This is a genomic window from Teichococcus coralli (assembly GCF_009829925.1).
In the GTDB taxonomy this organism is placed as follows: domain Bacteria; phylum Pseudomonadota; class Alphaproteobacteria; order Acetobacterales; family Acetobacteraceae; genus Pseudoroseomonas; species Pseudoroseomonas coralli.
The window spans coordinates 188,499-207,312 of record NZ_SNVJ01000003.1; the positions used below are offsets into that span (position 1 = coordinate 188,499).

An 18,814-nucleotide genomic window follows, 5' to 3' on the forward strand; every position below is an offset into this window, starting at 1 on the left:
TCCTGACGTCCAAGGCAAGCAAACCGGCAGGAATCCGGAAGGAACGAGGCATGTTGCGACGACAGCTCCTCATGGCTGGCGGCGCCCTGGCGGCCATGCCGCTGGCCGGCACCGCGCGGGCGCAGGAGACCTACCCCAATCGCCCCATCCAGATGGTGGTGGCCTTTCCGCCCGGCGGGCAGGCCGACGTGACCGCCCGACCGGTGGCCGCCGCCCTGGAGAAGCTGCTGCACCAGCCGGTGCCGGTGGTGAACCGCGCCGGGGCCGGCGGCATCGTCGGCAGCGCCAGCGTCGCCCGCGCGGAGCCGGACGGCTACACGGCGCTGCTCGCCCTCTCCTCCCTGGCGGTGCTGCCGGAGGCCGAGCGCATCCAGGGCCGCACGCCGGCCTATACGGTGGACCAGTTCGCGCCAATCGCCCGCATCACCGCGGACCCGACGCTGCTGGTGGTGCCCGCCTCGGCGCCCTGGCAGAACGTGGCCGAGCTGGTGGCGGACGCGAAGAAGCGGCCCGGCGCCATCAGCTACGGCTCGGCCGGCAACTACTCCACCCTGCACGTCGCCATGGCGATGTTCACCAACGCCGCGGACCTCGACCTGCTGCACGTCCCCTTCCAGGGCGGCGGGCCGGCGCTGACGGCGCTGCTTTCCGGCACCGTCAACGCGATGGCCTCCGGCCCCGGGCCGGTGCTGCCGCACCTGCGGGAGGGGCGGCTGCGGGCGCTGGCCTGCTGGGGCTCCGAGCGCATCGCCGACTTCGAGGGTGTGCCGACCTTCATCGAACTCGGCTATCCCGAGGTCGAGTTCTACATCTGGACCGGCCTTTTCCTGCCCGCCGCCACGCCGGCGCCGATCCAGGCGCGGCTGCGCGACGCGCTGCGCGAGGCCTGCCAGTCGGAAGCGCTGCGCCGCACGCTCGCCACCGCCGGCAGCCCGGTCGCCTACCAGGACGGCGAGGCCTTCGACCGCTTCTTCGCCGCCGACAGCGAGCGGCTGATCCGCGCCGTGCGCCGGATCGGCCGGCTGGACTGAGCCGGCGCGCGCGGGCCGGAAGCGAACCAGGAAAAGCGAGCGGGGAGGAGCGACACGATGGAACTCACACGACGGGGCCTCGCCGGGGCCGGGCTGGGGCTGCTGTCCGCCGCCGCGCTGCCGAGGATGGCGCGGGCGCAGGGCGGATGGCCCTCGCGCACGGTTCGGATCGTGGTGCCGTTCGGCGCCGGCGGCTCGGCCGACATCTATGGCCGGCTGCTGGCCGAGCGGCTCAGCGAGGCGATGGGCCAGGCCTTCGTCATCGAGAACCGGCCGGGCGCCGGGGCGGTGATCGGCACCGACGCCGTCGCCAAGGCGGAGCCCGATGGCTACACGCTGCTGGTGATGTCCAACACCCACACGGCCAACGAGACGCTGCTGCCGGGCCGTCCGTACCGGCTGATGCGGGACCTGGAGCCGGTGGCGGCCATCAACATCGCCCACCACGTGCTGGTGGTGAACCCCGCGCTGCCCGCGAAGAACGTGCGGGAGCTGATCGCGCTCGCCAAGGCGAAGCCGGGCAGCCTGGACTTCGCCTCCTCCGGACCCGGCACGCCCTACCACATCGCCGGGGCGGTGTTCTGCGCCATGGCCGGCATCGAGGTGCAGCACATCCCGTTCCGCGGCAGCGGCGAGGCGCGCAACGCCGTGCTCGGCAACCAGGTGCCGATGATGTTCGACGCCATTCCGACCATGCGCCCGCTGATCGAATCCGGCGGCGTGCGGGCGCTGGCCACCACCGGCCCGCAGCGCGACCCGCTGCTGCCGGACGTCCCCACCGTCGCCGAGAGCGGCCTGCCCGGCTACGAGGCCTCGATCTGGCTCGGGCTGATGGCGCCCAAGGGGACGCCGCGCCCGGTGGTCGAGAAGCTGCATGCGGCGGTGAACAAGGTTCTGCAATCGCCCGGCACGGTGAAGGCGATGGCGCAGCAGGGTTCGCAACCCATGCCGATGGGCGTGGCCGAGTTCGGCGCCTACCTGGAGAAGGACATCGCCACGCAGCGCGAATACATCACCCTGGCGAAGATCCAGCCGCAATGACCGGCGCCCGGATCGGCTTCATCCTCAACGGGCAGCCCGTGCAGGTGGAGGCGCTGCCGGGCATGACCCTGCTGGAGGCGCTGCGCGGCCCGCTCGGCCTTTCCGGCCCGCGCTTCGGCTGCGGCGAGGAGGCCTGCGGCGCCTGCCACGTGCGGATCGACGGGGAGGCCCATCCCTGCTGCGCGCTGCCCGCCGAAGTCGCGGCTGGCCGCGCGGTGCAGACCGTGGAAGGGCTGGGGGATGCCGCGCACCCCCACCCGCTGCAACGCGCCTTCGCCGCGGAGCAGGCCGGGCAGTGCGGCTACTGTCTGTCCGGCATCCTGATGAGCGCCGCCGCCCTGCTGGAGGCGAACCCGGCGCCGGACGAGGCGGCGGTGCGCGGTGCGCTGGAGCCGCATCTCTGCCGCTGTGGCGCGCAGAACCGCATCGTCCGCGCCGTGCTGCGCGCGGCGCAGGAGCGTGCCGCATGAACCTCGCCTATTCGCTCGCCACCGGCGGCGCCGAGGCCGCCCATTCCCTGCCCGGCAGCCTGGCGGTGCAGCCGCGGCTCTCGCGCTGGCTGCGCATCGCGGCGGACGGCGCGGTGACGCTCACGCCCGGCAAGGTGGAGCTGGGCCAGGGCATCCTGACCGCCCTCGCGCAGATCGCCGCCGAGGAACTGGACGTGGCGCTGGAGCGCATCCGCCTGCGCCCCGCCGCCACGCCGGACAGCCCGGACGAGGGCGTCACCTCCGGCAGCCTTTCCGTGCAGGAATGCGGCATGGCGCTGCGCCAGGCCTGCGCCGAGGCGCGCGCCATCTTCCTGTCCGTCGCCGCGCAGCGCAGCGGCGTGCCGATGGAGGCCATCCGCGTCGAGGACGGCGCGTTCTTCGGACCGGAGGGGCGGCTGGGCTCCTATGGGGAGCTGGCGGAGCAGGACCTGCTGGAGACGGACGCCACCGGCCAGGCGGCGCCGAAGCCGCCCGCCGCGCACCGCATCGTCGGCCGGCCGGTGCCGCGCCTGGACCTGATGGACAAGCTGACCGGCGCGCCGCGCTTCCTGCACGACCTGCGCCTGCCGGAAATGCTGCATGCCCGCGTCATCCGCCCGCCGGCGCGCCGCGCCCGGCTGGTGGCGCTGCGCGACGGCGCCCTGCCGCCCGGCGCGCGGCTGGTGCGGGATGGCAGCTTTCTGGCCGTGGTGGCGCCAAGCGAGACCGCGGCCGAGGCCGCCGCCGCCCGCCTTGCCAGCCGCGCCGAATGGCAGGCGGAGGACAGCCTGCCCGAAATGGCCGCCCTGCCGGACTGGCTGGCCGCCGCCGCCGCCGAGGAAAGCACCGTCGCCGAACGCGACGCCGAACTGCCGCCGGCCGCGCATCAGGTCAGCGCGCGGTTCTTCCGGCCTTTCCTGGCGCATGCCTCGGTCGCTCCCTCCTGCGCCGTGGCGCGCTGGCAGGAGGATGCGCTGGAGGTCTGGACCCATAGCCAGGGCGTCTACAACCTGCGCGCCGACCTCGCGCTGGCCTTGCGGATGCCGGCGGAGCGCATCGCCGTCCGCCATGCCGAGGGCGCCGGCTGCTACGGCCACAACGGTGCGGACGACGTGGCGCTGGATGCGGCCCTGGCCGCCCGCGCCTGCCCCGGCCGGCCGGTCCGGTTACGCTGGAGCCGGGCGCAGGAACTGGCCTGGTCGCCGCACTCGCCCGCCACCCTCGTGCGCGTCGAGGCCAGCCTGGATGCGGCGGGGCGGCTGCGGCACTGGCGCTCCGAGATCACCGGCAACGGGCATTCCTCTCGCCCGGGCCGTGCCCGGTCCCCGACACTGCTGGCGGCGCAGGACCTGGAGGCGCCGTTTCCGCACCCGGTCGCCGTCAATGCGCCGGCCAAGGCGGGCGGCGGGGCGCAGCGCAACGCCGAGCCGGGCTATGCCATCCCGGCGCTGCACATCACCCTGCGGCGGCTGACGGAGATGCCGCTCCGCAGTTCCGCCCTGCGCGGGCTGGGCGCGCTCATCAACGTCTGGGCCAACGAGTCCGTCATGGACGAGCTGGCGGAGCGGATTGGCGAGGACCCGCTGGCCTTCCGCCTGCGCCACCTCGAGGACGCCCGCACCGCCGCCGTGCTGCGCGAGGTGGCGGGGCTGTGCGGCTGGCCGCGCGGCGACAAGGCCGAGGGCGTGGGCCGCGGCCTGGCCGCCGCGCGCTACAAGGGCAGCGGCGCCTGGTGCGCCGTGGCCGCCGAGGTCGAGGCCGCGGAGGTGGTGCGGGTGCGCCGCCTCTGGATCGCCGCCGATGTCGGGCAGGTCATCAACCCCGACGGGGCGCTGAACCAGCTGGAGGGGGGCGCCATCCAGGCCACCTCCATCGCGCTGAAGGAAGAGGTGGCCTTCAACCGCCGCACCGTCACCAGCGATGCCTGGGAGCGCTACCCGGTGCTGCGCTTTTCCGAGGTGCCGAAGGTGGAGGCGCGGCTGCTTTCCCGGCCGGAGGAGCCGCCGCTCGGCGCCGGCGAGTGCAGCATGGGGCCGACCATCGCCGCCATCGCCGCCGCCATCCATGATGCGCTGGGCGTCCGGCCGCGCGCGCTGCCCTTCACGCCCGACAACCTCGCCGCCGCGATGGAGCCCTGAACCCCGTGACCGAGACGCTGACCCTCTCGCTGGCCTGCACCCTTTCCGACCGCACCCGCCCCGTGCTGGACGGGCGCGTGCGCGTGCCGGGCGCGCGCTTCATCGCCCTGCCCGGCGAGCCGGAGGACATCTTCCGCCGCGCCCTGCGCGACAAGGCCTTCGAGGTCACCGAGTTGTCGATGGGCAGCCATATCGTCACCACCGCGCGGGGCGATTCGCCCTATGTCGGGGTGCCGGTCTTCCTCTCCCGCGCCTTCCGGCACTCGGCGATCTATGCGCGGACGGACCGCGGCATCCGCGGCCCCGCCGACCTCGCCGGGCGGCGCATCGGCCTGCCGGAATACCAGCAGACGGCGGCGCTCTGGGTGCGCGGCATGCTGCGCGAGCACTACGGGGTGGACACCACCGGCATCGCCTGGCGCACCGGCGGGCTGGAGGAGAAGGGCGGCAGCGAGCGCGTCGCCCTGACGCTGCCGCCACATCTCGACGTGCGGCCGATCGGCCCGGAGGAGACGCTGAACGGCTTGCTGGCGGCCGGCGAGCTGGACGCCATCGTCGCGCCGCGCCCGCCCTCCTGCTTCACCGCCCGCAGCGCGCCCGTGGACCGGCTCTACCCGGATTACCGGCGCGAGGAGGAGGCCTATCACCGCGCCACCGGCTTCTTCCCGATCATGCATTGCCTGGCGGTGCGGAAGGACGTCGCGGCGGCGCATCCCTGGCTGCCGCTGGAGCTGTTCCGCGCGTTCAGCCGGGCGAAGGAGATGTCGCTGGAGGAGCTTTCGCGGGTGAACGTGCTGCGCGTCTCCCTGCCCTGGATCGCGGCGGAGTTTGAGGCGCAGGCGGCGGCGATGGGCGGCGATCCCTGGCCCTATGGCTTTCGCCGCAACCGGGACGAGATCGCCGCCATGATCCGCTACGCCGCGCAGGATGGGCTGGCGGCCGAGTCCATCGGGCCGGAGGCGCTGTTCCATCCCAGCACGCTGTAGCCCGCCAGGCGGGGCGTGGGGGCGGGACCTTTCGCCCCGCCGCGCGTTATTCCGCCATGACGAACGGAACAGCGAGGAGCCGCGGCGCCCGGCCGCAACGGACGGCGCGGACCGTGGCCCTGCCCGGCGGCGCCCGGGCTAGCGACGAAAGGCTGCGGCGGCGCCTCGACGCGATCGCCCGCCTGCTCGACAGCCGCTGGCGGATTCCCGGCACCGGCATCCGCTTTGGCGCCGATCCGGTGCTGAACCTGCTGCCCGGCATCGGCCTGCTGGCCTCGAAAGGGGTCTCCGCCTACCTCCTTTGGGAGGCTTGGCGGCTCGGCGTGCCGGGCCGCACCCTGCTGCGCATGCTGGGCCATCTGGGACTGGATACCCTGATCAGCGCCGTGCCGGTGGTGGGCTGGGCGGGCGACGTCTTTTATCGTGCCAATCTGCGCAACATGGCGCTTCTGCGCGCCCATCTGGCGCGGCAGACGCCCTAGCTTGCGCTTGCGCCGACCGCGCGAGTATTAAACTACCTTTATCTTATGGGCGGATATGGTCGGCGGCATGGCCGGCCGCCCGGCATCCGCAACACGGATGATGCGTGGGCTGACTGTGCCGCTCCCACAGGAACTGAAGGGCTGAAAGGTTCTCCTCGCCTTGTCGCATCGCATGCGTGCCGTTGCCGTGCTGTTGGCTTGGCTGGCCTGCTCCGGCGGCGCCTGGCTCATTGCCGAGCGCCAGGCGGCGCGCCTGGAGGCGGAAGCGGAGACGGCGGCGCTGGGCCGCGCCGACCTCGCCGCCGAAGCCATCAAGCAGAACGTGCTGCGCACGCTGGAAGCGGTGGAAAGCCTGCACGACCTGGCGCAGTCCCGCCAACGGCTTCTCGAGAACGGGGACGCGAGCGGGGCCGAGGCCATCGAGATGCAGCTCGCGCTGGTTGCGCGGCGCGGGCGCTTCGGCGTGCTTCAGGTCGGCATCATCGGGCGGGACGGGCTGCTCACCTGGTCTTCCCTGCCGCAGTGGCGGCCGGTGAACCTGAACGACCGCGAACATTTCCGCATTCATCGCGACGGCTACCAGGGGCTGTTCGTCAGCGCGCCCCTGGTGGGCCGCGCCTCCGATCAATGGAGCGTGCAGCTGACCCGGCCGCTGCACACGCGCGAGGGGGCCTTCGCGGGCGTGGCGGTTGTTTCCATCGACCCGCTGGACCTGGCCAGGGACCTCAGCAGCCTGCAGTTCGCTCCCGGCAGCAGCGCCGCCCTGCTGCGCAAGGACGGCACCTTCCTCGCGCGCAGCAGCGACATGCGGCGTTTCCTGGGCCTGGTGCTCAAGCCGGACGCACCGCTGATGATGCGGCTGAACGCCTCGGAAAGCGGCCGTCTGCGAATCGAGCGAAGCACTTTCGACCAGCGCCCGAAGCTGGCGGGATACCGCGTGCTGGCGGAGGCGCCACTGGCCGTCGCCGTGATCCTGGACGCGCGGCGCGAACTGGCCTCGACCAGCTTCGTGCGCCCTGCGGTCCGCGCGGCGGCGGGCGCCATTTCCCTGCTCGCCCTGGCCCTGGCGGCGCTCGGCCTGCTGTGGCTGGAGCGGCAGCGCACGCAGGCCGACCTGGAGATGGCGCGGCGCGAGCGCGAGGCCATGCTGGAGCGCCTGGCGCAGTCGCAGCGCATGGAGGCGCTCGGGCGGCTGGCCGGCGGCGTGGCGCATGACTTCAACAACGTCCTGCAGGCGGTGCTCGGCGGCGCCAAGACCATCCAGCGCCGCGCCGAGGACACCAAAGCGGTGCAGCGCATGGCCGGCATCGTCGTGGAGGCGGCCGAGCGCGGCGCCTCGGTGACCCGGCGGCTGCTGGCCTTCGCCCGCCGCGGTGAGTTGCGGGCGGAAGCGGTGGAGGTCGGCGCCCTGCTGGCCAGCCTGCGCGAGGTGCTGACCTATACCCTTGGGGCCAACATCAAGGTGCAGGTCGAGGCGCCGCCCACGCTTCCCCGGCTGCTGGCCGATCGCGGCCAGCTCGAGACCGTGCTGGTGAACCTCGCCATCAATGGCCGCGACGCCATGGCGCCGCTCGGTGGCGGTACGCTGACGCTCTCCGCGGCGGCCGAGGTGGTTTCACCCGGCGGCGCGGGCGAACTGGGCCTGGCGGCGGGCAGCTATGTCCGCCTCGCCGTCACCGACACCGGCACCGGGATGGACGCGGCCGTGCTGGCGCGCGCCGCCGAACCCTTCTTCACCACGAAGCCGCAGGGCAAGGGCACGGGGCTCGGCCTCGCCATGGCCAAGGGCTTCGCCGAGCAGTCGGGCGGCGCCATCCGCATCCGCAGCCAGCTCGGCCGCGGCACGGCCGTTCTGCTCTGGTTGCCGGAAGCCGGGGAAGGCGCCGCGGCGAAGCCGCCGCCCGTCCCGGAACCGGCCGAAACGCCGCTTCTCCGCGCCGGACGCGTTCTCCTTGTGGATGATGAGCCGCAGGTGCGCTCGGTGCTTTCCGCCAGCCTGCGGGACCGCGGCCATGCGGTCGAGGAGGCCGAGAACGGCAGCGCCGCGCTGGCCGTGCTGGCGGCCGCGCCCCGCTTCGACGTGCTGGTGAGCGACCTCGCCATGCCGGGGATGGACGGGCTGGAATTGCTGCGGCAGGCACGGCGCAGGCATCCAGGCCTGCCGGCCCTCCTGATCACCGGCTATGCCGGAGACCTCCATGGGGACGGGTTCGTTGAGGCCGGGGGCCAGGGACCGTTGCTGCTGCTGCGCAAGCCGATCACGCCGGAAGAACTCGCCGACCGTGTCGCCGCGCTTCTGAACGCCCGTGACGCGGCACCCGCGAATCCTGGAAGCACGTGAAACAGGAGCCTGGATTCAGTCCGCCAGGATGCGCGCCATTTCCTCGTCCCAGTCCCGCGCGCTGCGTATCGCATCCGCCTTGGCACGCGCGAGCGACGAGTAAACCCGCGCCGACTTTCCATCCACTTCAAGCGTATAGGGCTGTTCCCGCCCCGTATGCAGCCTGATCCGAACGGGATAGCCGCTGAGGCAGAGGGTCAGGTCTGCTGGTTTCGCGATCCAGGCAAAGGGCATTCACTCCCTCCAGGGACAAGCTACCGGGCCGGCCGACAATATGCCAACCCCAACAGACCATCTTCTGATGCCTGGCTGCAAGGCGAGTCTGCGTGAACCGTCCTCCCCGGAGCGGCGGGCGCCAGGCACCCCGCGGCCTGGCGCTCCTCCCTCGGCCGAAGCCTCAGCCCGCCGCGGCGGTCTCCTGCATCCAGCCGCGGTGCCGCCGCTCATCCTGGGCCGCCTGCTCGAAGACGCGCAACGCTTCCGCCGGCACCTCGGAATGCTTGCAGGCACGCTCATAGGCCGAGACGGTGTCCTCCTCGTTCGACTTCATGGCGCGCAGGATGGCGGCATCGCCCATGATGCTGGCCAAGGCGACCTTGCCGGTGGTCAGCAGCTGCTTGGCATCCCCTTCCGTCGGCGCCTCGGTGCCCAGGCTGTCGGCCAGCCGCGTCAGCTCCATGACATGGCGGTCGTGGTCACTCTTGAAGGCCGCGATCTGCTGCTTGTAGGCCGGGTTCTCCAGCCGCTCGATGGTCTGCTCATAGGCCGCGATCGCATCGTGCTCCAGCAGAAGCAGGTTGCGGACCAGCTTCGGAAAGGTGCTTTCGGTGCCGACGGTGGTGACCATGACGAACTCTCTCTCCTCTCGGAACGGGCCGGGAGCGCCGGCGGTGGGGTTCGGGGGAACAACCGCCGGCGCGCCCCAGGGTTCTCCCGTGGCTCAGCCGCCCGACGCCGGCTTCCCGATCTGCTCCGCCTGGGCCCCCGACCCCTCGCGCGCCGGGCCGAGAACCGGCTCGTCTCCCAGCGGCATGTTCTGCATCACGCTGAACTGGCCCTTGCCGTCCAGCGACGGCCCGGTGGTGAAGCGGCCCTCCGGCGGCGGCACGCCGTCGCGGTCGGTGCCGAGAAAGACGTAGCTGAACTCCTGCTTCTCCTTGGACTGGTCGAAGCTGTTCGGAATCGGCAGCGCCCTGGCTCCGCCCAGTTCCTCGATCGCCGCCAGCCATTGCTGCTGGTGCATGGTGTCGCGCGCGATCAGGAAGCTCAGCATGTCCTTCATGCCGGGATCATGCGCGGCGTTGTACAGGCGCACGGCCAGCACGCGACCGGTCGATTCGGCGGTGACGTTGGCGAACATGTCGGCCGCGAGGTTGCCGCTGGCATAGACATGCGAGCAGTCGAAGGGCACGCCGTCGGCGTTGGCCGGGAAAGCCGCCATGCCGGTGGACAGGATATGCCGCTGCAGCATGCCCTCGACCATGTGGCGCGGCCGCTCGCCGCCCATCACCGCGTTGACCACCGGGTTCGCGGCCACCGTGCTTTCCTGCAGGCTGAGAGGCGCGTTCTCCAGGTTCAGCGCCACGGCCGTGGCCAGCATCTCGATGTGGCCGATCTCCTCGGTCGCGGTGTGCAGCAGCATGTCGCGATACTTGGTGCTCGGCCCCCGCGCGCCCCAGGCCTGGAAGAAATACTGCAGGCAGACGCGGATCTCGCCTTCGATGCCGCCAATCGCCTGCTGCAGCTGGCGGGCGAACAGCGGATCAGGCGTCTCGACACGGACCGGATACTGCAGGCGCTTGTCATGGTAATACATCGGCCACTCCTGTCTGTGGGGGGCGCCGCAGGGTCGCCTTCAGCGCCTCTGTGCAGCAAACCAGCGCCACGGCAGGGAGGTTCCGAAGCAGATGCGAGTTGTTCGCAGAAAAATGCCGGGCCGTGCGGTCCGCCGCTGGCGGCACGAACAAGAAGGTCCGGGGAAACGAATTCCCCCGGACCTTCATCGTCCTGCCACAAGCTCGCCGCCGCTTCGGAAGGCGCGGGGAGCGCCTGGCTCTCCCGCGGGCCTCCGCCTCAGGCGGAGCGCATCATCTCCGGCGGCGCGGTGCGGCTGCGTTTGGCGAGCAGCTTGTTGAGCGCGTGCACATAGGCGCGGGCGGAGGCGATGATGGTGTCGGTATCGGCGCCCTGCCCGTCCACCAGCTTGCCTTCCTCCTCCAGGCGCACCGTCACGCGCGCCTGCGCGTCGGTGCCGCCGGTGACGGACTGCACGGCGTAGAGCTTCAGCGTCGCCTGGTGCGGCACCACCTGCTGCAGCGCGTTGAAGGTGGCGTCCACCGCGCCGTCGCCGCCGGCCACCGCCTCGACCTTCTCGCCGTCGATCTCCACCGCCAGCGAGGCCGTGGGGCGCGTGCCCATGCCGGTGGCCACCGTCAGCGCCAGCAGCTTCAGCCGGTCCTGCGCGCGCACCACCTCGTCATCCACCAGCGCGACGATGTCCTCGTCGTAGACGACCTTCTTGCGGTCGGCGAGGTCCTTGAAGCGGCGGAAGGCGTCGTTCAGCTGGTTGTCGCCCAGCGTGTAGCCCAGCGTCGCCAGCTTGTCGCGGAAGGCGGCGCGGCCGGAATGCTTGCCCATCACCAGCGAGTTGGTGGACCAGCCGACGCTTTCCGGCGTCATGATCTCGTAGGTGGTCTTGTCCTTCAGCACGCCGTCCTGGTGGATGCCGCTCTCGTGCGCGAAGGCGTTGCGGCCGACGATGGCCTTGTTGGGCTGCACGTCGAAGCTGGTGATGGTGGCCAGCAGGCGGCTGGTCCGCAGGATGTTCTGGGTGACGATGCCGGTGGTGTAGGGCATGACGTCCGCGCGGGTGCGCAGCGCCATCGCCACCTCCTCCAGGCTGGCATTGCCGGCCCGCTCGCCGATGCCGTTGATGGTCGCCTCCACCTGCCGCGCGCCGGCCTCGATGGCCGCCAGGGTGTTCGCCACCGCCAGGCCCAGGTCGTCATGGTTGTGGGTGGAGAAGATCACGCCGTCGGCGCCCGGCACCCGCTCGCGCAGCATGGTGAAGATGCGCTTCAGGTCGTCGGGAACCGCGTAGCCCACGGTGTCCGGGATGTTGATGGTGGTGGCGCCCGCCTTGATGGCGGCCTCCACGCAGCGGCACAGGAACTCCGGGTCGGTGCGCGAGCCGTCCTCGGCCGACCACTCGACATCGGCCACATGGTTGCGCGCCAGCGAGACGGACTTGGTGATCGCCTCCAGCACCTCCTCGCGGCTCATGCGCAGCTTGACGCGCATGTGCAGGTCGGAGGTGGAGAGGAAGGTGTGGATGCGCTGGCGGGCGGCGGGCTTCACCGCCTCCACCGCGCGCAGGATGTCGCCGGGCGCGGAGCGCGACAGGCCGCAGACCACCGGCCCGTCCTTGGCGAAGCGCTGGGCGATGGAGAGCACGCTCTCGAAGTCGCCCTGGCTGGCGATGGGGAAGCCGGCCTCCATGACGTCCACGCCCAGCTCGGCCAGGGCCTCGGCCATGCGCAGCTTCTCCTCCAGGTTCATGGAGAAGCCGGGCGACTGCTCGCCGTCGCGCAGGGTGGTGTCGAAGACGATGACGCGCTTGTCGTCGATGGTGCCGAAGCTGGGATGGCTGATGGCCATGGGGCGTTCCTTCGTTGCTGCCGTGAACCGGATAGGCGGAGGCGCGTGCTGCGCCTCAGGGTCCCCCTGAGCGATGCCGGCAGAAACAGCCGGGCGTCACGCTCAGGGGCGGCTAAGTCGAAGGAGAAGGAGGCCGGGAAGCGCGCGCGCGGCAGCGACGGCGGAGCCGTTCGTCAGGCCGGGAAGGCGCGCGCGGGCGTTCATGCCCTGGACGATAGGGAGGGCGCCGCCCTGCCGCAAGCCCTTTTCGGCGCGCTCACGCCGCCTGCACCGCCTCCAGGAAGGCGTCGGACTTGCGGCGCAGCGCCACCGCCTGCCCGCTCAGCTCCGCCGCCGAGTCGAGAACGCCGCCGGCGGCCGCGCGGGTGGTCGCCGCCGCCTCGCTGACATCGCCGATGCGGCGGCTGACCGCGCCGGTGCTCTCCGACACCTGCGCCGCGCTGCGGGCGATCTCCTGCGTCGCCGCCGCCTGCTGCTCCACCGCGGCGGCGATGGCGGCGGTGACCTCGTTCATCCGCTCCACCGTGGAGCCGATGCCCTGCAGCACGTCCACGGCCTGGGTTGTGCTGCCCTGGATCGCCTGGACCTGCTGGCCGATCTCCTCGGTGGCCCTGGCGGTCTGCCCGGCCAGGTTCTTCACCTCGGAGGCCACCACGGCGAAGCCCTTCCCCGCCTCCCCGGCGCGCGCCGCCTCGATGGTCGCGTTCAGCGCCAGCAGGTTGGTCTGGGCGGCGATGTCCTGGATCAGCTGCACCACGTCGCCGATCCGCCCGGCGGCCTCGGCCAGGGCGCGGATGGTGGCGTCGGCGCGGCGGGTCTCGCCCGCCGCCTCCTGGGCGACCCCGGCGCCGCTCTGCACCTGCCGCGTCACCTCGGCCACGCTGGCGGCGAGCTGCTCGGCGCTGGCGGCCACCGCCTGCACGCTGGCGCCGGCCCGCTGGCTTTCCTCGGCCACCCGGCCAGCCTCCTGGCCGGAGCGGGTGGCGCTGGCGCTCATGCCGCGCGCCGCCTCCTGCAGGGCGTCGGCGGAACGCGCCACCGCGTTCACCACCGCGCCCACCTCGGCCTCGAAATCGGCGGCGAGGCGGGATTGCGCGGTGACCAGGGACCAGCTCAGCATCGGCCCGACATAGCCACCGCGCGCATCGCGGATGGCGGTGATGCGCAGGGACAGCATCTCCTCGCCAAGCCGGATCTTGGCGGCATGCGGAAGCCGCTCGGGTTGCGCGAGGATGTCGCGGATCCGCTGCCGCTGGGCCGGGGGGTGGAACAGGTCCACGCTCCGGCCGGGCAGCTCCTCCACCCGGCAGGGCAGCAGGCGCTCCAGCGGGCGCAGCCCCTGGCGGCTGGCCTCGTTCATGTAGGTGATGCGGAAGCCGTCGTGGGGATCGGCGGTCATCACGCCGATCGGCAGCTGCTCCAGCATCTGGCTCTGGGCGAAGGCGCGGCCAACGGTGGCCTGCAGGTCCTGCATGGCGGCCGCGATGGTGCCGATCTCATCCCGGCGGCCGAGGCCGGGGATGCCTTCGGGCATCCGGCCCGCCGCCAGCTCCCCCACCGCCCGGGTCAGCCGGCGCAGCGGACGGCTGATCGAGCGGGCGTTCAGCAAGCCCAGCGTCGCCAGCAGCAGGGTCACCGCGAGGCCCAGCACCAGCAGGCTCTGCCGCGCGCCGCCGATCGCCGCTTCCAGCCGCAGCCGGGCCTGGCGGGCCTCGGCCTGCAGCAAACTGTTCGCCTCGCCCAGCGCCGCCTCGATGCGCTCGCGGCTGGGCGTCAGCACCTCGCGCCGGAGCCGGCCGATCTCGTCGAGCGCCCGCAGAACGGCCGCGGCGTCCTGGCCGATCCGCCCGGCCTGGGTGCCCCAGTCCCTCTGGACGGGGGAAGCCGCCTCGTTCTCCACCACGCTCCGCAGGTAGACGCGGGACTGCTGGATGGCGCTGCGGGCGCGGCGCGCGGGCAGGGCCTCGCCCGTCAGCATATGGTCCTGCAGGTTGATGCGGGCCTCCGTGACGGTCCGGTGGAGGGTGAGCAGGTTCTGCCGGACCTCCTCCTGCCGGGCGGCGGACATCGAGGCATCGATGCCGCCCATCACCATCTCGAACATGCGGTCGTAGTCGCGCCCGAGCGTGGCGAGATGGTCGCGGGTCTCCAGCATCCGGCGCCGTTCGGCGACCAGCGCCTCGCGCGCCGCGTCATGCTCCCCGAGCTGCGCCTGCGCCTCGCGCAGCTTCGCCTGCGCCTCCGGGCCGCCGGCATCGGCGGCAGCGGCGCTGACATGCTGGCGGGCCTGGCCAAGCTCCCGTGCGCCCAGGTTGCCGGCCTCGTCGAGCACCTTGAGGTTCTGCGCTGAAACAACTTCGTGCAGCTGCGCGCGGGCGGCCTGAAGGGCATTCTCCGACTGCTTCAGGCGCAGCTCCACCGCCGCCGCCCTGAACTCCGCCGCGCTCTCGTGCCGGATCAGGTCCAGGCTGCGGCAGACATCGGCGATCATGAGGCCGAGCAGCAGGAGCGGCACCAGCGCTCCGAGGGCGAGCTTGCGGCCGACGGTCAGGGCGAAGGGAAGGGCGCGCAATTTTTCCTCCATGTCCTTCCCCGCCTTCTGCCAGGAGGACATGAAGGCCCGGTGAAGGCCTGGCCTCAGCCCGTGGGCGGGTGCACCTTCAGCCAGTGCCGCGCGATCTCCTCCCGCGTGGCCACCCAGACATCCGGGCAGGCCGCGACATGGTCGAGGAAGCGCGCCAGCGCCGCCGCCCGCGCCGGCCGGCCAACCAGCCGGCAATGCAGCCCGACGCTCATCATCTTGGGCGCGGCGCGGCCCTCCTCGCGCAGGAAGTCGAAGGCGTCGCGCAGGTGCTGGGTATAGCCGTCATTCGCCGTGAAGCCGGGCGGCACGGCGAACTTCATGTCGTTGTTGTCGAGCGTGTAGGGGATGACCAGCAGCGGCTTGCCGGCGACGGTGACGTAGTAGGGCAGGTCGTCGTCATAGGCGTCGCTGTCGTAGAGGAAGCCGCCATGCTCGGCGACCAGGCGGCGGGTCCGCGGGCTGATGCGCCCGGTGTACCAGCCGACCGGCCGGCGCCCGACCACCCGCTCGATGGTTCGCACGCTCTGCGCGATGTGCTGGCGCTCGGTGGCCTCGTCCACGTCCTGGTAGTTGATCCAGCGCCAGCCATGGCTGGCCACCTCGTGCCCGGCCTCGGCGAAGGCGCGGCCGACGGCCGGATTCAGCTCCAGCGCCCGCCCGACGCCATAGACCGTCAGCCTGAGGTTGCGCTCGGCGAAAAGGCGCAGCACGCGCCAGACGCCGGCGCGGGCACCGTAGTCGAACTGGCTCTCCTTGCCGATGTCCCGCGCGCCCAGCACCGGGGTCCCGCCCGGCGTCTCGTTCAGGTAGATCTCGCCGCCGGGGTCGCCGTTCAGCACGGTGTTCTCGCCGCCCTCCTCGTAGTTCAGCACGAAGGAGAGGGCGAGGCGCGCGCCGCCGGGCCATTGCGGGTCCGGCGGGTTGGGGCCGTAGCCGAGGAAGTCGCGCGGATAGCCGCTGTCGGGGGCGAGGATCGTCATGGCATCCGGCAGGGTGCTGCGACGCGGTGGATGACGTCAACTCCCTCCCTTGCCGGCCTCCGCGCCGGGCAGCGTGCCGTGCACCAGCGCCTGGATGAAGGCGAGCTTTTCCACCACCGCGGGCGAAATCACGAAGGGATAGAGGTCGGGCGCGCCCATGCAGCGGTTCAGGCTGTTCACCGCGGCCGTCATCGGCACCCATGCCTCGATCACCGGGGCGATCTCCGTGGTGCGGTAGGGGTTGAAGTCCACTTCCGCCGCCAGCTCCTCGCCATGCTCCACCCGCGGGGCGATGCCGAGGCCAAAGGCGCGCGCCATTTCCAGCGTGTCCACGATGTGCAGGTAGTGCGCCCAGGTCTCGGCGAAGTCCTCCCAGGGATGGGCGGTGGCGTAGGTGCTGACGAAATGCTCCTGCCAGTCGGCGGGCGGCCCCGCGTTGTAGTGCCGCTGCAGGGCGGCGCCGTAGTCCTCGCTGTCATCGCCGAAGAGCGCACGGCATGCCTCCAGGTGCCCGCCGTCGCGCACCAGGCGGTCCCAGAAGTAGTGGCCGGACTCATGCCGGAAATGTCCGAGCAACGTCCGGTAGGGCTCGCCCATCTCGGTGCGGCGACGGTTCCGCTCGGCGTCGTCGGCCTCGACGAGCGCCAGGGTGATCAGGCCGTTGTCGTGGCCCGTCATCACCTTGGTCCCTCCCTCGCCAAGGGGATCGGCCAGGAAGTCGAAGGCGAGGCCGTTCTCGGGGTCCTCCACCCGGTTGATCAGCGGCAGGCCGAGCCGGATGAAGCTGTAGAAGGCGCGCCGCTTGGCTTCCTCGATCTTGCGCCAGTGCGCCAGGTTCGTCGGGTCGGCCAAATCGGGAATGGTGCGGTTGTGCCGGCAGGCCAGGCAGAACACGCCGGGCGCATCCTCCGGCACCAGCCAGTTGCAGGCCTCGTGATGGGCGTTGCTGCAGAAGCGGTAGAGGCGGCCGGGGTCGGCGCGCGGGCGCCAGAGCTGGCCGACGGCGCGCCGCCCCACCTCCGGCTGGCCCGCCCCCTCCTGCCCGACCATCTGCTGGTCCTCGGCGGGGTGGCCGACCTGTGGCTGGTCCTCGCTGCCCTGCGGCACGCCGCGCTCGCCCTCCGCCGGATCAAGCGCGGAGAGCCGGTTCGCCTCGGGCAGGTAGCCGAGCGTCGCGCCGCAGCGCATGCAGCGGGTGTTTTCGAAGTAGAGAAGCTGTCCGCAGACGTCGCAGTTGAAGAGCCGCATGTCATGCCGTCCTTCCCGAGAGGGCGTGGCAGCAACGACTTGGCCGCGGAACAGTTGCCGCGCGCCCCGCGCGCAACTGGGCTGCGCGGGCATGGAAAGGGGCGCCGAAGCGCCCCTGCCCGTCTCAGTTGCGGCTCTTGTCCACCAGCGCGCCCTTGGTGATCCAGGGCATCATGCCGCGCAGCTTGGTGCCGACCTCCTCGATGGAGTGCTCGGCGAGGCGACGGCGGGTCGCCTTGAAGCTGGCCTGGTTCACCTTGTTCTCCAGCATCCAGTCGCGGGTGAACTTGCCGGACTGGATGTCGTTCAGCACGCGCTTCATCTCGGCCTTGGTCTCGGCGGTGATGATGCGCGGGCCGGTGACGTACTCGCCATACTCCGCGGTGTTGGAGATGGAGTAGTTCATGTTGGCGATGCCGCCCTCGTAGATGAGGTCGACGATCAGCTTCACCTCGTGCAGGCACTCGAAATAGGCCATCTCCGGCGCGTAGCCCGCCTCGACCAGGGTCTCGAAGCCCGCCTTGATCAGCTCGACCAGGCCGCCGCAGAGCACCACCTGCTCGCCGAACAGGTCGGTCTCGCACTCTTCCTTGAAGGTCGTCTCGATGATGCCCGAGCGGCCGCCGCCGACGGCGGAGGCATAGGAGAGCGCGATCTCCAGCGCGTTGCCCGAGGGGTTCTGGTGCACCGCCACGAGGCAGGGCACGCCGCCGCCCTTCTGGTACTCGCCGCGCACCGTGTGGCCGGGGCCCTTCGGCGCGATCATGAACACGTCGATGTCGGCGCGCGGCTCGATCAGGTTGAAATGCACGTTCAGGCCGTGCGCGAAGGCCAGCGCGGCGCCCTCGCGCATGTTCTCGTGCAGCTGCTCGCGGTACAGGTCGCCCTGGCCCTCGTCCGGGGTCAGCACCATCACCACGTCGGCCCACTTGGCGGCCTCGGCGGGGCTCATGACCTTGAAGCCGGCGGCCTCGGCCTTCTTGGCGGAACCGCCGGGACGCAGGCCGATCACCACCTCGGCGACGCCGGAATCGCGCATGTTCATCGCATGCGCATGGCCCTGGCTGCCAAAGCCGATGACGGCGACCTTCTTGCCCTTGATCAGGCCCACATCGGCATCACGGTCGTAGTAGACGCGCATCTCTGGCGCACTCCCCCGATTGAAAAACCAAAGCCCTTGCGAGAGGGCTCCGCCCTCTCGCGCTCTCCCGCCAGGACCCTGAGGTTCCTGGACCTCCCGTCAGATGGCGGGGTCCGGGGGGCAGCGCCCCCTGGCGCAGATCAGACCGAAAGACTGGCCGTGCCGCGCGCGATGGCCACCGCGCCGGTGCGCGAGACCTCCACGAGGCCGATCGGCCGCATCAGGTTGATGAAGGCGTCGAGCTTCTCGCTGCTGCCCGTCATCTCGAAGACGAAGCTCTCGATGGTGGCGTCCACCACGCGGGCGCGGAAGGCATCGGCCAGGCGAAGCGCCTCCTGCCGCGCCGAGCCGCTGCCCACCACCTTGATCAGCGCCAGCTCGCGGTTGAGGTGCGGCCCTTCCAGCGTCAGGTCCGCCACCTTGTGCACGGGAACCAGCCGGTCGAGCTGCGCCTTGATCTGCTCGATCACCATCTCGGTGCCCGAGGTGACGATGGTGATGCGTGAGAGGCGCCCCTCCGCATCCACCGGCGCCACGGTCAGGCTGTCGATGTTGTAGCCACGGCCGGAGAACAGGCCGATGACGCGGGCCAGCACGCCGGCCTCGTTCTCCACCAGCACCGCGATGGTCGCGGCGCGCTGGGACATGTCGTTGGGGTCGGGCATTCTTGTGTCCGTATGATCGCGGGGCCGGGATGGCGCGGGGTCGGAGTGGC

At 71.7% G+C, this 18,814-nt stretch carries 16 protein-coding genes; 7 read left to right on the forward strand and 9 right to left on the reverse strand.

The features are described 5' to 3' along the window. Nucleotides 1-50 precede the first annotated feature (50 nt). From E0493_RS04815 to E0493_RS04845, 7 genes are all read left to right on the forward strand, one after another. Nucleotides 51-1,031: a Bug family tripartite tricarboxylate transporter substrate binding protein gene (locus E0493_RS04815; RefSeq protein WP_160935788.1), complete on the forward strand. Its 981-nt coding sequence runs from the start codon at nt 51-53 to the stop codon at nt 1,029-1,031. Nucleotides 1,032-1,088: 57 nt separating this feature from the next. Next, nucleotides 1,089-2,072 carry a Bug family tripartite tricarboxylate transporter substrate binding protein gene (locus E0493_RS04820; RefSeq protein WP_160935789.1) on the forward strand — a complete coding sequence of 328 codons (984 nt, stop codon included), beginning with the start codon at nt 1,089-1,091 and terminating at the stop codon, nt 2,070-2,072. Then, the gene (locus tag E0493_RS04825; RefSeq protein WP_160935790.1) at nt 2,069-2,542 is read left to right on the forward strand and encodes a (2Fe-2S)-binding protein; all 474 of its coding nucleotides are present in this window, start codon (nt 2,069-2,071) and stop codon (nt 2,540-2,542) included. Before E0493_RS04820 ends, E0493_RS04825 begins: the two co-directional genes overlap by 4 nt. Then, complete coding sequence (locus E0493_RS04830) at nt 2,539-4,680, forward strand: molybdopterin cofactor-binding domain-containing protein (protein ID WP_160935791.1); 2,142 nt, start codon at nt 2,539-2,541, stop codon at nt 4,678-4,680. Before E0493_RS04825 ends, E0493_RS04830 begins: the two co-directional genes overlap by 4 nt. Before the next feature lie 5 nt (nt 4,681-4,685). Further along, nucleotides 4,686-5,666, forward strand: coding sequence for a substrate-binding domain-containing protein (locus tag E0493_RS04835; protein ID WP_160935792.1), 981 nt, complete (start codon nt 4,686-4,688; stop codon nt 5,664-5,666). A gap of 113 nt (nt 5,667-5,779) precedes the next feature. Further along, nucleotides 5,780-6,148: a DUF4112 domain-containing protein gene (locus E0493_RS04840; protein ID WP_367614457.1), complete on the forward strand. Its 369-nt coding sequence runs from the start codon at nt 5,780-5,782 to the stop codon at nt 6,146-6,148. A 160-nt stretch (nt 6,149-6,308) separates the two neighbouring features. Beyond that, nucleotides 6,309-8,489, forward strand: coding sequence for a response regulator (locus tag E0493_RS04845; RefSeq protein ID WP_160935794.1), 2,181 nt, complete (start codon nt 6,309-6,311; stop codon nt 8,487-8,489). 15 nt (nt 8,490-8,504) lie between these two features. Here E0493_RS04845 and E0493_RS04850 read toward each other — a convergent pair whose 3' ends face one another. From E0493_RS04850 to ilvN, 9 genes are all read right to left on the reverse strand, one after another. Then, nucleotides 8,505-8,723, reverse strand: a complete 219-nt coding sequence (locus E0493_RS04850; RefSeq protein WP_160935795.1) for a hypothetical protein — start codon at nt 8,721-8,723, stop codon at nt 8,505-8,507. A gap of 163 nt (nt 8,724-8,886) precedes the next feature. Beyond that, on the reverse strand, nt 8,887-9,336 hold the full coding sequence (locus E0493_RS04855) for a DUF2383 domain-containing protein (RefSeq protein ID WP_160935796.1): 450 nt from the start codon (nt 9,334-9,336) through the stop codon (nt 8,887-8,889). 93 nt (nt 9,337-9,429) lie between these two features. Next, complete coding sequence (locus E0493_RS04860) at nt 9,430-10,305, reverse strand: manganese catalase family protein (protein WP_160935797.1); 876 nt, start codon at nt 10,303-10,305, stop codon at nt 9,430-9,432. 257 nt (nt 10,306-10,562) lie between these two features. Then, nucleotides 10,563-12,146: a 2-isopropylmalate synthase gene (locus E0493_RS04865; protein ID WP_160935798.1), complete on the reverse strand. Its 1,584-nt coding sequence runs from the start codon at nt 12,144-12,146 to the stop codon at nt 10,563-10,565. A 256-nt stretch (nt 12,147-12,402) separates the two neighbouring features. Next, nucleotides 12,403-14,718 carry a methyl-accepting chemotaxis protein gene (locus E0493_RS04870; RefSeq protein ID WP_160935799.1) on the reverse strand — a complete coding sequence of 772 codons (2,316 nt, stop codon included), beginning with the start codon at nt 14,716-14,718 and terminating at the stop codon, nt 12,403-12,405. A 65-nt stretch (nt 14,719-14,783) separates the two neighbouring features. Next, the gene (gene puuE, locus E0493_RS04875; RefSeq protein ID WP_160935800.1) at nt 14,784-15,710 is read right to left on the reverse strand and encodes an allantoinase PuuE; all 927 of its coding nucleotides are present in this window, start codon (nt 15,708-15,710) and stop codon (nt 14,784-14,786) included. Nucleotides 15,711-15,746: 36 nt separating this feature from the next. Further along, nucleotides 15,747-16,958, reverse strand: coding sequence for a zinc-binding metallopeptidase family protein (locus tag E0493_RS04880; protein WP_202396912.1), 1,212 nt, complete (start codon nt 16,956-16,958; stop codon nt 15,747-15,749). A 124-nt stretch (nt 16,959-17,082) separates the two neighbouring features. After that, complete coding sequence (ilvC, locus tag E0493_RS04890) at nt 17,083-18,099, reverse strand: ketol-acid reductoisomerase (protein ID WP_160935801.1); 1,017 nt, start codon at nt 18,097-18,099, stop codon at nt 17,083-17,085. A gap of 140 nt (nt 18,100-18,239) precedes the next feature. Further along, nucleotides 18,240-18,764: an acetolactate synthase small subunit gene (gene ilvN / locus E0493_RS04895; RefSeq protein ID WP_160935802.1), complete on the reverse strand. Its 525-nt coding sequence runs from the start codon at nt 18,762-18,764 to the stop codon at nt 18,240-18,242. Nucleotides 18,765-18,814 lie beyond the last annotated feature (50 nt).

Excerpts from the sequence above, each read along its gene's own strand:
- E0493_RS04860 (WP_160935797.1), bottom strand. The coding sequence starts at position 10,305 with ATGTATTACCATGACAAGCGCCTGCAGTATCCGGTCCGTGTCGAGACG.
- ilvC (WP_160935801.1), bottom strand. The coding sequence starts at position 18,099 with ATGCGCGTCTACTACGACCGTGATGCCGATGTGGGCCTGATCAAGGGC.
- E0493_RS04880 (WP_202396912.1), bottom strand. The coding sequence starts at position 16,958 with ATGCGGCTCTTCAACTGCGACGTCTGCGGACAGCTTCTCTACTTCGAA.
- E0493_RS04850 (WP_160935795.1), bottom strand. The coding sequence starts at position 8,723 with ATGCCCTTTGCCTGGATCGCGAAACCAGCAGACCTGACCCTCTGCCTC.
- E0493_RS04865 (WP_160935798.1), bottom strand. The coding sequence starts at position 12,146 with ATGGCCATCAGCCATCCCAGCTTCGGCACCATCGACGACAAGCGCGTC.
- puuE (WP_160935800.1), bottom strand. The coding sequence starts at position 15,710 with ATGACGATCCTCGCCCCCGACAGCGGCTATCCGCGCGACTTCCTCGGC.
- E0493_RS04830 (WP_160935791.1), top strand. The coding sequence starts at position 2,539 with ATGAACCTCGCCTATTCGCTCGCCACCGGCGGCGCCGAGGCCGCCCAT.
- E0493_RS04825 (WP_160935790.1), top strand. The coding sequence starts at position 2,069 with ATGACCGGCGCCCGGATCGGCTTCATCCTCAACGGGCAGCCCGTGCAG.
- E0493_RS04815 (WP_160935788.1), top strand. The coding sequence starts at position 51 with ATGTTGCGACGACAGCTCCTCATGGCTGGCGGCGCCCTGGCGGCCATG.
- E0493_RS04820 (WP_160935789.1), top strand. The coding sequence starts at position 1,089 with ATGGAACTCACACGACGGGGCCTCGCCGGGGCCGGGCTGGGGCTGCTG.
- ilvN (WP_160935802.1), bottom strand. The coding sequence starts at position 18,764 with ATGCCCGACCCCAACGACATGTCCCAGCGCGCCGCGACCATCGCGGTG.
- E0493_RS04855 (WP_160935796.1), bottom strand. The coding sequence starts at position 9,336 with ATGGTCACCACCGTCGGCACCGAAAGCACCTTTCCGAAGCTGGTCCGC.